The sequence below is a fragment of the Colwellia sp. BRX8-9 genome (assembly GCF_014077245.1).
Classification (GTDB): Bacteria; Pseudomonadota; Gammaproteobacteria; order Enterobacterales; family Alteromonadaceae; genus Colwellia_A.
In genome coordinates, this window is the sequence record NZ_JACGVN010000001.1 from 79312 (window position 1) to 94264 (window position 14953).

Sequence of the window (14953 nt, forward strand, 5' to 3'; positions counted from 1 at the left end):
TGCTAACTAATCACTTATTAAAAAAGTGATTAGTTTAAGCAAGTCGCATTAATTACAGCGTACCAAAGATTTTATCACCGGCATCGCCCAGACCCGGTAAAATATAACCTTGTTCGTTAAGTTTCTCATCTATCACACCAATCGTTAACGTGACATCAGGGTGAGCATCCTCAAGCAATTTTATACCTTCAGGGGCAGCGACCAAAAATAGTGCAATGATTGTTTTACATCCCGATGCCTTTAATAGATCTATGGTTGCTAATGCTGTGCCGCCAGTCGCTAGCATAGGATCAATAATAATCGCTGTTCGACTTTCTATATCAGAGATAATATTCTCGTAATAACTTTCTGCCGCTAATGTGTCTTCATTACGTTGTATACCGACAACACTTATTTTTGCACACGGCAGTATTGACAGTGAGCCTTCAAGCATACCTAAACCGGCACGTAGAATGGGTACCAGTGTGGGTTGTTTATCAGCAAGAGTTGGCACTGAAATTTCGCCAGACCAACAAGTTAATGGGATATTTTTAATACTAAGGTGTTGAGTGGCCTCAACCGTTAATAACATTGATATCTCTTTGGTTAATTCTCGAAAGGCTTTAACTGAAATGTTATTATCGCGTAGTAAACTGACTTTGTGTTTAACCAGAGGATGAGAGCTTTCAAAAACTGACATGGAATATTCCTTGTTTTTTAAAGGTATAGAGGAAATTTAGCTGAATATATTGTTAGCAACAAGTGCTTTAATCTAGATATTTACCAGACCAATTGTTTAAAATGGGCTCTGCATAATGGCTCATAACGTTCATTGCCGCCCACTTCTACTTGTTGACCTACTTTTACAGGTACACCATTTTCATCTTGTCTGATAACAAAATTAGCTTTGCGGCCACAATGGCAAATTGTTTTTAATTCGACTAACTTATCGGCCCAAGCAAGCAGGGCAGCGCTGCCTGAAAAAGTTTCACCAAGAAAGTCAGTTCTTATCCCGTAGGCTAACACGGGAATATGTAAGAGATCGACAACATCCGTTAACTGCTTAACTTGTTCAGTTGACAAAAACTGTGCTTCATCAATCAGTACACAATCTATTTTAGCGGCTTGATGTTTATCTTTTATTTCAGTAAACATATTGATGCTATCATCAAATAAGAAAGCATCTGCGTCTATACCTAAGCGCGAAGCGACTTTGCCTTTGGCGAATCTGTCATCAATTTGCGCCGTATAAATTGCGGTAGTTAAGCCGCGCTCTCGATAATTATAAGACGATTGCAGCAAATGAGTAGATTTACCCGCATTCATTGATGAATAATAAAAATACAGTTGTGCCATGAGTTACTTCTTTATCAAAGGAGATCAGTAGTTAGTTGCTGAGGTATTTTCTGTGCTGTGTCCTAGTGTGTCAAGTAAACTGTTAAGTAAGCTACTTGCACCAAAGCGAAAGTGGTTATTATCAGCCCACTCACTGCCTAAGATACTATCGGCTAAAGCAAGATAAACGGCTGCATCTTCTGCGTTTTTAACACCACCTGCGGGTTTAAAACCGACATTGATATTTTTGTTTTTTATCACTTCAAGCATTATTTTTGCGGCTTCTGGTGTTGCATTTACCGCAACTTTCCCCGTTGAGGTTTTGATAAAGTCAGCACCGGCATTAATAGCAATTTCACTGGCATGTTCAATCAACGCAGGTGATTTAAGCTCACCCGTTTCAATAATCACCTTCAACTTAGCAAATTCACCACAAGCTTGTTTACACACTTTGACCATATCAAAACCAATCGCTTCATTACCTTCCATTAGAGCTCGGTAAGGAAAAACTAAATCGACTTCGTCGGCGCCGTATGCGACAGCGGCTTGTGTTTCAGCTAATGCGATATCTATATCATCATTACCGTGCGGGAAGTTAGTGACGGTAGCAATTTTTATCTGTGGTGTTTGTTGCGCTTTTAACGTCTTTTTTGCCAAAGGCACAAAGCGAGGAAAAATACAGATAGCAGCAGTGACGCCACCGATAGAATTTGCTTGTTGACACAAGGTTATAATTTCTTCTTCTGTTTCGCTATCGGTTAAACTTGTCAAATCAATTAACGAAAGTGCGCGTTGAGCGATGGCTTTAAGGTCAGACATAACGTTTATTTTCCTATCAATTATTTATAAAGAAATGAATACGCCAGCAATAGCTGCGCTCATTAAATTAGCTAAGGTTGCCGCTAACATTGCGTGCATACCAAGGCGTGCGATATCACGTCGGCGACTAGGCGCCATTGAACCAATACCACCTAACAAAATTGCGATGGAAGATAAGTTAGCAAAGCCGCACAATGCAAAGGTGACAATGGCTTGGGTTACCGGTGAAAGTGTATCTTTAATTTCAACAAAATTAACATAAGCAAAAAATTCATTGACCACAACTTTTTGGCCGATAAAACTACCTGCTTGTAGCATTTCATTAACCGGTACACCAATAATGAAAGCGAAGGGAGCAAACACGTAGCCTAAAATAAGTTCGATGGTAATATTATCGTAGCCGAATAAACCACTAATACCGCCAACAATGGTATTGAGGAGAGCAATTAAAGCAATAAAAGCTAATAGCATCGCACCCACATTCACCGCTAGTTTTAATCCAGATGCCGCGCCAGATGCAGCAGCATCAATAACATTAGCAGGCTTTTCATCGCCTTCATCAAAGTCTATCGAGTCTTGAACAATTTTTTCAGGCTCTGTTTCAGGGCAAATAATTTTAGCCATCAGTAAGCCACCCGGTGCCGCCATAAACGACGCCGCGATTAGGTATTTAAGTTCTATGCCTAAACCCGCATAACCCGCCATAATAGAACCAGCAACAGAGGCTAAGCCACCAACCATAATGGCAAATAGTTCAGACTGAGTCATTTTAGCAATGTAAGGTCGAACAACTAAGGGGGCTTCTGTTTGACCAACAAAGATATTGGCAGTCGCTGATAGTGACTCGGGTTTACTGGTTTTTAACAGTTTTTGTAAACTACCACCAATAATTTTAATAACCCACTGCATAATGCCAAGATAATAAAGTACGGCGATTAATGAAGAAAAGAAAATAATATTAGGTAAAACACGAACAGCAAAGACAAAACCAACACCATTCTCGTACATAGCGTCTGTGCCCAAGCCACCAAAGAGGAAGTTAATACCGACCTTGGCACTATCAATAACACTTTGAACACTTGAAGTAATCGTGGTCAATACGTCTTTGCCAAAGGGGACATATAAAACAAACGCACCAAGTAATAGTTGCAGCAAAAATGCAAAACCTACCGTACGAAAATTAATGTCCTTTCTACTTTTAGAAATTCCATAGGCAATGGCTAATAAAACAAATATGCCTATTACCCCTCTAAATGCGGCAAAATCCATACATACCCCTTAATATTTTTTATTGTTATTGTTATTGTTATTTTTGTAGTGGTAATTTTGACAGTTGACGAATTTTTGCTTTAAGTACTTCTATCGCCATTCTGTTTTTTCCGCCTCGTGTGATCACTATATCAGCCCATGCTTTAGAGGGTTCAATAAATTGATAATACATAGGTCTAACCGTTTCTAAGTATTGATTTGTTACCGACTCAACACTTCTATTTCGCTCGGTTAAATCACGTTTAATTCGTCGAACTAAACAAATATCAAGTGGCGTGTCCATGTAGACTTTTATATCAAACTGATCTCTAAGTGCTTTGTTGGAAAGCAGTAAAATACCTTCAACAAGCACAATCTTCGTTGGTGTAAATACCCGTGTTTCATTTAAACGTGTATGCGTTTTATAACAGTAAATAGGCACGTCGATAGATTTATTTTCAGTGATATTTTTTAAGTGCTCAGTTAACAAGTCATGTTCAAAGGCACTGGGATTATCATAGTTTGTTTGTTCACGTTCAGACATCGACAAATGAGATTGATCGCGATAATAGGCGTCTTCACTTAGAATAGAAATACCGTCTTCACCTAATTCATCGATAAGTTCGTCGTGAATAGTATGCGCAAAAAGGGTTTTACCCGATGCAGAAGGACCTGTGATTGTAATGATTGTCGGTTTATTTGCGTTCAATTGTTTATGCCTGTCGATAATTCAGCTTCAGAAATGGTTTTAATCCTATCATTAGTGATAAAGTGATAGTAATTAACGCTAATTTTATACTTTTACGGTTAAATGATCAAAAATACGTTACTTTATTCGCGTATATTTTAAAGCATCATTTACCCCATTTTCAAAAGATGGTAAATTAGCACAACTTGACCATGTGGTCATGTTTTATTCTGCTATTTATGAATATATATTGAAAAAAGATCATAAAGGAAATGCTATGGCCCGCGCAATAGTTTTAGTAATAGACAGTTTTGGTATCGGTTACTCTGCTGATGCAGCCGAGTTTGGTGATGTAGGTGCAAATACCCTTGCTAACCTCGCTAAAGCATATTATGCAGAGACAGGCAAAGCGATAAACTTACCTAATTTGGCAAGTTTAGGCTTATTTAAAGCTTGCCATGAGGCGTCAAATACCGATTTTCCACAGCAAGGCGGTGAACCTCAAAAAGGGGCTTATGGCTACGCACAAGAGATAAGCACAGGTAAAGATACCCCAAGTGGTCATTGGGAAATGGCAGGTGTGCCGGTTCTCTTTGACTGGGGATATTTCACCAATAAAGAAGAAGCCTTTCCGGCCGACCTAATAGATAAAGTTAACAAAGCCACTGGCTTTAGCGATATGCTTGGCAATTGTCATGCCTCAGGTACGGTTATCTTAGAAAAGTTAGGACAAGAGCATATCAAAACTGGCTTACCTATTTGTTATACCTCAGCAGATAGTGTTTTTCAGGTTGCCGCACATGAAGAACATTTTGGTCTAGACAATCTTTATAAGTATTGCGAAACAGTAAGAGCAGAACTTGAAGGCCTTAATATAGGGCGAGTTATTGCCAGACCTTTTATCGGTGACAACCCAGACAATTTTTCTCGAACAGGTAACCGCCGCGATTATTCGGTATTACCACCAGCACCAACCGTGCTAGATAAAATTTTTGATGCCGGTACTCATGTGATCAGTGTTGGTAAAATTGCTGACATTTTTGCCCATCAAGGTATTAGCGAAAAAACCAAAGCGACGGGCTTAGATGCTTTGCTCGATGCCAGTATTAAACATATTAATAGTGCAGCAGATAATTCGTTAATATTTACTAATTTGGTTAATTTCGACCAAGACTTTGGCCATAGACGTAACCCGGTCGGCTATGCACAAGAACTTGAAGCCTTCGATCTGCGCATCCCTGAAGTTCTCAATGCGATGACCGATAATGATGTGCTGTTTTTAACCGCTGACCACGGATGTGACCCAACGTGGCCAGGTAGCGACCATACCCGTGAGTATGTGCCAGTATTGGCTTATCATCACAATATTGCTTCGGTAAATTTAGGTAAACGAACAACCTTTGCTGATTTAGGGCAAACCATAGCTGAAATGTTTAATGTTGATAAAATGGATTACGGTACCAGCTTTCTAACTGAGCTTAACTTTAACAATAAATAGTGAAGTGGCTTTGATTAAAAAGCTGTTATTCGTGTAAATAATGATTATAAAAAAAGGGGGTAGCAAAAATGCTAACCCCTTTTTTTATATTAAGAATGAACGAATATAACGTTATAGAATACTTTCTAAGGTTAATTCCATCATGTCTTTAAAGGTGGTTTCGCGCTCATCTGCGGTAGTTTGTTCACCAGTTTTAATATGATCGCTCACGGTTAATACCGTTAAAGCTTTTTTACCGTATTCTGCTGCAACGCCATAAAGGCCAGCAGCTTCCATTTCTACCGCTAAAATTCCATACTTTTCCATAGTGGCAAACATTTCAGGCTGCGGAGTATAAAATAAATCCGCCGTAAAAATATTACCAACGCGGACAGGTTTATTTAATCGTTCAGCCGTATCTACAACACTCTTTAACAATGAAAAGTCTGCACATGCGGCAAAATCAACGCCATGAAAACGCTGTCTGTTAACGTTAGAGTCCGTACTTGCTGCCATACCAATAACAATATCACGTACTTTAATGTCATCACGAACAGCGCCACAAGAACCAATACGAATAATACTTTCAACGCCGTAGTCTTTGTATAATTCAGTCGCGTATATTGAAACGCTAGGGATCCCCATTCCAGAACCCATTACTGAGATAGGCTTGCCTTTATAGGTGCCCGTGTAGCCAAACATGTTTCGAACACGTGTAACGCATTTAACATTTTCTAAGAAATTATCGGCAATATATTTAGCGCGAAGTGGGTCGCCCGGCATTAATACAGTTTTTGCAAAGTCGCCTGCTTGAGCTTCAATATGTGGAGTTGGCATAAGAGTTATCCTTTAGTTTTTAAGTGTAACTCAGTAAGTTTCTAGCCAGACCTGATGGGATCAAACTGCTATCAAGGGTTTTTTACTGAAAAAAATGTTTATGGCGACTATTTAAAAGTCGCCTAAAAGTTAATATGGGTATAATAATACTAAGTACTGTAACGATCAATTACCTATTAATCATTAAGGTTAACAACAACCAATAAAATTTATAATCGCAGTGTGATTGATAGCAATATTATCTTTACGCTATAGTTTTAATTGGCGTAATGTTTGTTTTTCATCATGGCTTAAAAAACTCATTTCAATGGCATTGCTTTGTAATTGCGTTATTTGTGCTTCACTGAGTTTAAGTAAGTTACTGGCAAGGTTGAATTCATCTTCAAGCTCAATATTCTCAACTGCAGGATCATCGGTATTTAAACAAACATTAAGGCCATTTGCTAAAAAAGTTTTTACTGGGTGCTGACTTAAATCTTTTATCGTACCTGTTTGATAATTTGACGTCAGGCAAGACTCAAGACCAATGTTATGTTTAAGCATGTAGTCCATTAGCTTTTGATCTTTTACACAAGCGACACCATGACCAATTCTAGTCGCTCCCAATTTTTCTATAGCATGCCAAACGCTTTCTGGTCCAGCCGCTTCACCTGCATGTACGGTTACTTGCAAACCCGCATGTGATGCTTTCTTAAAGTGACTTTCAAAAAGGCTACCAGGAAAATTATATTCGTCTCCCGCTAAATCAAGTGCAACAATATTATCTTTATGGGCTAAAAGGGCGTTGAGCTCAGTTTCACAATTGTCTACTCCAAAAGTACGACTCAAAATACCAATTAAATTTATTTTGGTCGGATACTTTTTACGGCCTTGGTTAACGCCTTCAATAATCGCTTCCACAACACCTTCAATAGGGAGTTTATGGGTCATTGCCATATAAAAAGGTGAAAAACGTAATTCGGCATAATCAATATTAGCCAGATAAGCATCTTCAACATTTTCATAACCGATGCGAATAACATCATCTAATGAAGAGAGTACTTGCACGCCCCAATCTAACTTCTTTAAAAAAGCGAGCAGGTCGGCTTCATTATCAGTAATTTTAATATGAGGTAAAAAGTCTTCGAAATTAGTTTCAGGTAAAGCAATATTATTTTTCTGAGCTAATTGCCAAACAGTTTTAGGTCGAATGTTTCCGTCTAAATGTCGGTGAAGGTCTATAAGTGGCAGTTGCTTATTATACATGTGGGTCTATTGTCCTGATAATATAAAGTGTTGCTAGTTATCACTAGCAACGGTTTATGTCTGTCGTCTATTCTAGCTCAAAATCCTTATTAAATGTTTAAAGCTGTACTTTAACCGAAATAGGGCAATGGTCTGTTAATGTATTAGCAAGCTCCCGAGTATATTTTTCTTTGAAAACTAATTGCTCAAAAGAGTTTTCGATATACATGTTTTTAGCGCTAGGGTTAAAAACAATATGGTCGATATAATCTTTGTAGTAACCGCCCCAACAAGCAGACTCTTTAGTCATTGTTGGTGTCCAAAGCGCTTCATTGCCTTCATCGTCAAGTGCTTGCCATAAACCTTGGTCTTCGGCATATTGATGACTTACATCTTGTGAGAACCTGCGGTTAAAATCGCCAAGTACAATAAAGGCTTCATTATCTTTAGCTCGTTCATCTACCCAACGTTCAAGTGGGTCTATTTGCATACTTAATGTAGTGCAGGCTTCTTTTAGTCTTAATTCTTTATCTGTACTACTTGGCATCGCTGCAAGATATTTGCTATCAAGTGGCAAAGCAAAACAACCAGACTTTAAATGTACGGCAAGTAACCTGATTTGTTTACCATCTCGAGATAAGGTTAAGTCCATACCATGTCTGACACGGGTAACATTTAATGCTTTATATTCTTTGGCAACCACTGTTAAGCCCGCTGATTTTTTAACAGCAACACCAACACGCTGTACCCAATCTTTAGTTGAAAAATAAAAATCGTATTCGTTACCGAAGACCATTTTCGCCCAATTTTCATCTTCAACTTCTTGTAAAGCAATCACATCGGCATCAAGTTGTTTAGCATAGACGGCTAATTGCTGATAATCATCTGATTTTCGTTTATTATACTCATGAGAACCTAACCAAGCGATATTCCATGAAGCTACTTTTAGTTCTTGAGAGTAACTTGGTGAAACATACATTAAGCTAAATAGTAAACTAGCAGTTGTTAATATTGTTTTTTGCATTAATACTTCTCTTAGTTAAACTCAAGTTTTTTGAGTACAGGTAAATAATAAACGTTAATTCACTGAATAATTTACTTAACCATTCGGTCAAGAATTGATATAATTCGCCACATTACACTACTTTTACAGTAAGAAACAACCACTATGAATAAAAAATTTATCACCGCACAAGAATTACTAGAAGATTCTTTTAGACTGGCCGCAAAAGTCTTTGAAGATGGTTTTCGTCCACAATTTATCATAGGCATATGGCGTGGTGGAGCACCTGTTGGTATTGCTGTTCAGGAGTATTTTGATTTTAAAAATATTGAAACAGATCATATCGCTGTCCGTACTTCTTCTTACTACGGCATTAACCAACAAAGTAAAGAAATCAAAGTGCATGGTTTGCATTACATTATCGAAAATGCCAATGCAACTGATGGCTTATTAATTGTTGATGATGTTTTTGATTCAGGCCGCAGTATTGATGCATTAATAAAACAACTTAAAAAATTAGCGCGTAATAATATGCCGACAGATGTTCGCATTGCTTGTCCTTGGTATAAGCCAACCAATAACGTGGTTGATATCAAACCAGACTACTATGTTCACGAGTCTGATGAATGGTTGGTATTCCCACATGAATTGTCAGGATTAACACAAGAAGAAATTGCTGAAGGCAAATCTGACCTTACCAATATATTACACCTTTTAAAATAATTACAGGTTGAGTTGTTAATGAAGCTGCTACCCTTTATAGCTATCTATCTCTCTGCTTTTACTGTACTTGCTGATGATAACATTCATCAGCAAGTGACTTTAAAGGGAAAGTGGCTGGTAGAAGCTGATCAGCAAGTTATGTTCGATCCACAAACCTCCGCGTTAAAGCTATGGCGCGGAAAATTACTGACTCTCTCTGATGGTTCAGCTGATAAGTCTCAGCAGAAACAATTACATATTATTGAGCCCACGAGTGGATTAGTAGAAGAAAAATCAATGCTCATGACCCTGTCTAGCCAGGTAAAGTCCAGCTGCTTTTCCTCGTATCTAGCAGGTGAGCCTGATTTTGAAGCTTTAGCGGTTGACCCTAACAATGATAAAGTTTTCATTATAGTGACCGAAGATGCCCGTAATGGCGATGAACTTTCATCGGCATGTCAACAGCGCTTTCAAAATACCGGTTCGACAACATACCCCACACTTATTGTGAGATTAGCGCTTGATGATAATAATATATTATCGATGACGCATGTTAGACCCTTACAATTTGACGCAAGTTATAACGTGGGTGACTTTTCTAATGATGGTATCGAGGGACTAGCTTTTGGTCAGGACAATACTTTATACCTTGGTTTGGAAAAAGACAGTCAGGGTTTAGCGCGTATTTTTTCGTTGGTATTAGGCGAAAATTTTTGGGCGACTGATGAATTTGCTCCGGTAATTGATACTGAAGTTCTATTACCGACATTTAGTCAGGGTGGGCACCCTATAAATGGTATGGACTATCTTTCGAAGGATAATCACCCTGGTTATATCGTTGCTGCAGCTAGGAATGATGATCAATTATGGATTATCGATTTGGCAAAGAAACAACCAACAAAAATTATTGCGATGAATTTTTTAGCGCCAGTGAGTGCTGAAAATAATGAATGCAGTGATTGGGAGCCTATCGGTAACACCTCATTAGAAGGCGTTGCAGTAGCGAATAATAAAATTTGGCTAATCAATGATCCATGGAAAGCGCATTATATAGAGAATGCAAAGTGTCCGTCAAATTATGAAAAATACAAATCTTTTTCGCCTTTATTGTTTTCATTAACAATTGACAAAGGTTGGTTAGAATAAATAATGGCTATATATACAACATAGTTATTTGTAATTATAGCCATATTGTTTACGAAGCTTACTTGAAGGTTTATAATACTCAGGTTAACCAGTGGTACAGCCACTGGTTTTTTATGTCTGTACTTACTCAGGCACATAGATCGCGAATAAATAGTCATAAATTTTTAATACGCTTTAGCGTTCTCGCGGAATAATTAATAGTAATAGAGTGATGAATAACGCCAATAGGTGGTATTTTCACTTTATTAGGCAATTAGCAATAGGAAAGTAAATGAGCTCAGATTCAACAAAAATAATTTATACGATTACCGATGAAGCGCCTGCATTGGCGACTCACTCTTTATTACCAATTATTCAGGCATTTACGGCTTCTTCTGGTATTAACGTTGAAACGCGTGATATTTCACTTGCGGCACGTGTATTAGCAAACTTTCCAAAATACTTAACAGCAGAACAACGTGTTAGTGATGCTTTATCCGAATTAGGCATGTTAGCTAAAACACCAGAAGCTAACATCATTAAATTACCTAATGTTTCAGCTTCAATACCACAGCTAGAAGCCGTTATTAAAGAGCTTCAAGCTAAAGGTTATAACTTACCAAACTACCCAGCTGAACCACAAAATGAAGCTGAGCAATCTATTAAGCTTACTTACGCAAAAGTTTTAGGCTCTGCGGTTAATCCTGTTCTCCGTGAAGGTAACTCAGACCGTCGTGCGCCTAGCTCGGTTAAACAATATGCACGCAAAAATCCACATTCTATGGGTGCTTGGTCAAAAGATTCTAAATCACACGTTGCTCATATGTCAGCGGGTGACTTTTACGGTAGTGAAAAATCAACCACTATTAATGGCGAAACCAATGTAAAGATTGAATTCGTTAGCGAAAATGGTGCGGTCACTTTATTAAAAGAGCACTTACCGTTATTAGACAAAGAAATTATCGATGCGGCAGTAATGAGTAAAGCGGCATTAATTGAATTCTATGAAACACAAACAGCTAAAGCTAAAGAAGAGGGCGTTTTACTTTCTCTTCACTTAAAAGCAACCATGATGAAAGTTTCAGATCCAATCATGTTCGGCTATGCAGTAAAAGTTTTCTATAAAGATGTTTTTGACAAACATGCTGCTATTTTCGAACAACTTGGTGTAGATGCCGATAATGGTATTGGCGATGTTTATGCAAAAATATCTCGTTTACCAAGCGAAAAACAAAAAGAAATTGAAGCCGATTTAGCCGCTGTTTATACCACACGTCCAGAAGTTGCGATGGTTGATTCAGACAAAGGTATTACTAATTTTCATGTACCAAGCGATGTAATTATTGATGCTTCAATGCCTGCGGCTTTAAGAGCTTCTGGTATGATGTGGGATCGTGATGGCAATCAAAAAGATACTAAGTTTATGATCCCTGATCGTAACTACGCCGGTGTTTTTTCAGCGGTTGTCGATTTTTGTCGTGAAAATGGTGCATTCAACCCAACAACAATGGGTACAGTGCCGAACGTAGGTCTAATGGCGCAAAAAGCTGAAGAATACGGTTCACATGACAAAACATTTACCATGACAGGTAAAGGTACGGTTCGAGTAGTTAATGACAACGGCGAAACCTTGTTAGAACATAACGTTGCTCAAGGTGATATTTGGAGAATGTGTCAGGTTAAAGATGCGCCTATTCAAGATTGGGTTAAGCTTGCTGTTACACGTGCTAAAGCAACTAACGTACCGACAGTATTTTGGTTAGATGAAAATCGTGGCCATGATGCAGAGATGATTAAAAAGGTAAATACCTACCTAGCTGACCATGATACAACAGGTTTAGATATTCAGATTTTAGAACCCGTTAAAGCCTGTGAGTTTACTTTAGCGCGTACCGCTAAGAGTGAAGATACTATTTCAGTAACTGGTAACGTTTTACGTGATTACTTAACTGATTTATTTCCAATTTTAGAATTGGGCACCAGCGCTAAAATGCTTTCAATTGTGCCACTAATGAATGGCGGCGGATTATTTGAAACAGGCGCGGGTGGTTCAGCACCTAAGCATGTTCAACAATTTGAAAAAGAAAACCATTTACGTTGGGATTCTTTGGGTGAATTTTTAGCCCTTGCTGCTTCTTTAGAACATGTAAGCGTTCATACCAAGAATAACAAAGCGCAAGTACTTGCTGATACGCTAGATTCAGCAACAGGTAAGTTCCTCGATGAAAACAAATCGCCTTCACGTAGAGTGGGTGAATTAGATAACCGTGGTAGCCATTTTTATCTTGCTATGTACTGGGCACAAGCACTTGCTGAACAAACAAATGATGAAGAGTTAAAAGCGAGTTTTACTGCTATTGCTCAAGCATTAACTAAGCAAGAAGCTAAAATTATTGCTGAATTAAATGCCGCTCAAGGTCCTTCAATGAACATCAACGGTTATTATTATGCTGATGTTGACCTAGCGCGTAAAGCGATGCGTCCAAGCGAAACGTTTAATACTATATTGTCTAGCTTACTGTAACGTAACATTCGTTAAGTTATAAATATAAAAAAGGCTGAGTATCTTAATTGATACTCAGCCTTTTTATTGAATGCTAATAATGATAATTAGTCTTACTTAGATATTTTCACTCTAATTCTATTACTACCAATTCTAGTTTCGTGCAGTGCTTTAATCGCTTTTTTAGCTTCTGCTTCATTAGGCATTGCCACAAACGCGAAACCTTTAGATTTCCCCGTTTCTTGGTCTAAAACTAAAGTACATTCGGTGACACCACCATGAGCTGAAAATAAAATCCGAATTTCTTGTTCGGTTGTAGAGCGAGATAAGTTACGTACTAATAGTTTCATCAACAATCCTAAAAAATAATATTAAAAGTAATTATCTCAAGATAGTTAACTTTCACCAAGCTATTTTATTTCATTAGCGGTTATTAATAGCTTTCAAACACATAATTTAAACGGTTGTTTAAATTATTCACCTCGGTTATAGTCAATATCATCTATTCTGTATTAGTGTTGCAGGTCTTTTTCATTTATTTTTAACATTCAAGTAAAGATAACCTATACTAAAATAAGCAGTTTTATCCATAATTCAAACAATATAGCTTTAAAGTTAATACCTGTTAACGTTATTGTGCTAAAGAAGAGGAATCATATATGTCTACGAACGTAACAATCCCGACTGAAGGTCAAGCCATTACCTGTGAAAACGGGCAGCTATGTGTCCCGAATAATCCTATTATCCCTTTTATTGAAGGTGACGGTATTGGCATCGATGTAACACCGCCAATGATAAAAGTTGTTAACGCTGCTGTTGAAAAAGCTTATAACAGTGATCGTAAGATCCACTGGATGGAAGTTTATGCCGGTGAAAAGGCAACCCAAGTTTACGATTCAGAAACATGGTTACCTGATGAAACATTAGAAATGTTTAAGCAGTTTAAAGTTGGTATAAAAGGGCCGTTAACTACGCCTGTAGGTGGTGGCATGCGTTCATTAAACGTAGCACTTAGACAAATATTAGATCTATATGTTTGCCAACGCCCAGTACAATGGTTCACCGGTGTACCCAGCCCGGTTAAAAAACCAAGCGAAGTAGATATGGTTATTTTTCGAGAAAATTCAGAAGATATCTATGCTGGTATTGAGTATAAAGCGGGATCTGATCAAGCGAAGAAAATGATTAAGTTTTTAATCGATGAAATGGGCGCAACAAAAATTCGTTTCACCGAGAACTGTGGTATAGGTATTAAGCCAGTATCTAAAGAAGGTACCGAACGCTTAGTGAGAAAAGCCATTCAGTATGCTATTGATCACGACAGAGAGTCGGTAACTTTAGTACACAAAGGTAATATCATGAAGTATACCGAGGGTGCCTTTAAAGAATGGGGTTACCAATTAGCACGTGATGAATTTGGTGCTGACTTTATTGCGGGTGGTCCTTGGTGTTCATTTGTAAACCCAAAAACGGGTAAAGAGATTATCATTAAAGATGTTATTGCTGATGCAATGCTACAGCAAATTTTATTAAGACCCGCAGAATACAGTGTTATCGCAACATTAAATTTAAACGGTGACTATATATCTGACGCATTAGCAGCACAAGTTGGCGGCATTGGTATTGCACCAGGCGCGAACATGAATGATGATATTGCAATTTTTGAAGCAACACATGGCACAGCACCAAAATATGCGGGTTTGAACAAGGTTAATCCAGGCTCTGTTATTTTGTCTGCAGAAATGATGTTGAGACATATGGGTTGGGTTGAAGCCGCTGATTTATTACTTAAAGGTATGTCAGGTGCCATTAACGCTAAAACAGTCACTTACGATTTTGAACGTTTGATGGATGGTGCAACACTCGTTACATGTTCAGAGTTTGGTGATTGTATTATTGACCATATGTAATATTAACGCCATTAAGTTATAGTAAAGAGGATCAGTCGAACCAAATTCGACTGGTCTTTTTTAATGATAATTATTGTGATATTTACCCTAGAACAAGCTTTAA

The 14953-nt window shown here is 38.0% G+C and carries 14 protein-coding genes; 5 read left to right on the plus strand and 9 right to left on the minus strand.

What is annotated here, in order from left to right; translation table 11 throughout:
- Positions 1 to 52: 52 nt before the first annotated feature.
- From upp to udk, 5 genes are all read right to left on the minus strand, one after another.
- Positions 53 to 679, minus strand: a complete 627-nt coding sequence (upp, locus tag H4J70_RS00345; protein ID WP_182230898.1) for a uracil phosphoribosyltransferase — start codon at positions 677 to 679, stop codon at positions 53 to 55.
- Between the two features lie 80 nt (positions 680 to 759).
- Positions 760 to 1335, minus strand: a complete 576-nt coding sequence (locus H4J70_RS00350) for a thymidine kinase (protein ID WP_070373565.1) — start codon at positions 1333 to 1335, stop codon at positions 760 to 762.
- Positions 1336 to 1359: 24 nt separating this feature from the next.
- The gene (gene deoC / locus H4J70_RS00355; protein WP_182230899.1) at positions 1360 to 2133 is read right to left on the minus strand and encodes a deoxyribose-phosphate aldolase; all 774 of its coding nucleotides are present in this window, start codon (positions 2131 to 2133) and stop codon (positions 1360 to 1362) included.
- A gap of 24 nt (positions 2134 to 2157) precedes the next feature.
- Positions 2158 to 3402 carry a NupC/NupG family nucleoside CNT transporter gene (locus H4J70_RS00360; protein ID WP_182215181.1) on the minus strand — a complete coding sequence of 415 codons (1245 nt, stop codon included), beginning with the start codon at positions 3400 to 3402 and terminating at the stop codon, positions 2158 to 2160.
- 37 nt (positions 3403 to 3439) lie between these two features.
- Positions 3440 to 4090, minus strand: a complete 651-nt coding sequence (udk, locus tag H4J70_RS00365; RefSeq protein WP_070373568.1) for a uridine kinase — start codon at positions 4088 to 4090, stop codon at positions 3440 to 3442.
- Between the two features lie 256 nt (positions 4091 to 4346).
- On the opposite strand from udk, the gene H4J70_RS00370 reads away from it, so the two are divergent.
- A complete protein-coding gene (locus H4J70_RS00370) occupies positions 4347 to 5567 on the plus strand; it encodes a phosphopentomutase (RefSeq protein ID WP_182243528.1) in 1221 nt (406 codons plus the stop codon).
- A gap of 111 nt (positions 5568 to 5678) precedes the next feature.
- Here the strand turns inward: H4J70_RS00370 and deoD are convergent, their stop codons facing one another.
- From deoD to H4J70_RS00385, 3 genes are all read right to left on the minus strand, one after another.
- Entirely contained in the window at positions 5679 to 6383 is a 705-nt protein-coding gene (gene deoD, locus H4J70_RS00375) for a purine-nucleoside phosphorylase (RefSeq protein WP_146800086.1), read from the minus strand.
- 249 nt (positions 6384 to 6632) lie between these two features.
- Complete coding sequence (gene add, locus H4J70_RS00380) at positions 6633 to 7628, minus strand: adenosine deaminase (RefSeq protein WP_182243529.1); 996 nt, start codon at positions 7626 to 7628, stop codon at positions 6633 to 6635.
- 97 nt (positions 7629 to 7725) lie between these two features.
- Positions 7726 to 8631 carry an endonuclease/exonuclease/phosphatase family protein gene (locus H4J70_RS00385; RefSeq protein ID WP_182221940.1) on the minus strand — a complete coding sequence of 302 codons (906 nt, stop codon included), beginning with the start codon at positions 8629 to 8631 and terminating at the stop codon, positions 7726 to 7728.
- A 144-nt stretch (positions 8632 to 8775) separates the two neighbouring features.
- Here H4J70_RS00385 and H4J70_RS00390 point away from each other — a divergent pair, with 144 nt between their 5' ends.
- The 3 genes from H4J70_RS00390 (at position 8776) to H4J70_RS00400 (ending at position 12961) form a co-directional block, all read left to right on the plus strand.
- Complete coding sequence (locus H4J70_RS00390; RefSeq protein WP_146800083.1) at positions 8776 to 9333, plus strand: phosphoribosyltransferase; 558 nt, start codon at positions 8776 to 8778, stop codon at positions 9331 to 9333.
- A gap of 18 nt (positions 9334 to 9351) precedes the next feature.
- Positions 9352 to 10458, plus strand: a complete 1107-nt coding sequence (locus tag H4J70_RS00395) for a hypothetical protein (RefSeq protein WP_182250459.1) — start codon at positions 9352 to 9354, stop codon at positions 10456 to 10458.
- A 271-nt stretch (positions 10459 to 10729) separates the two neighbouring features.
- Positions 10730 to 12961 carry an NADP-dependent isocitrate dehydrogenase gene (locus H4J70_RS00400; protein ID WP_070373575.1) on the plus strand — a complete coding sequence of 744 codons (2232 nt, stop codon included), beginning with the start codon at positions 10730 to 10732 and terminating at the stop codon, positions 12959 to 12961.
- A gap of 92 nt (positions 12962 to 13053) precedes the next feature.
- Here the strand turns inward: H4J70_RS00400 and H4J70_RS00405 are convergent, their stop codons facing one another.
- Positions 13054 to 13290, minus strand: a complete 237-nt coding sequence (locus tag H4J70_RS00405) for an RNA-binding protein (protein WP_070373576.1) — start codon at positions 13288 to 13290, stop codon at positions 13054 to 13056.
- A gap of 309 nt (positions 13291 to 13599) precedes the next feature.
- On the opposite strand from H4J70_RS00405, the gene icd reads away from it, so the two are divergent.
- The gene (gene icd / locus H4J70_RS00410; RefSeq protein WP_182215173.1) at positions 13600 to 14850 is read left to right on the plus strand and encodes an NADP-dependent isocitrate dehydrogenase; all 1251 of its coding nucleotides are present in this window, start codon (positions 13600 to 13602) and stop codon (positions 14848 to 14850) included.
- Positions 14851 to 14953 lie beyond the last annotated feature (103 nt).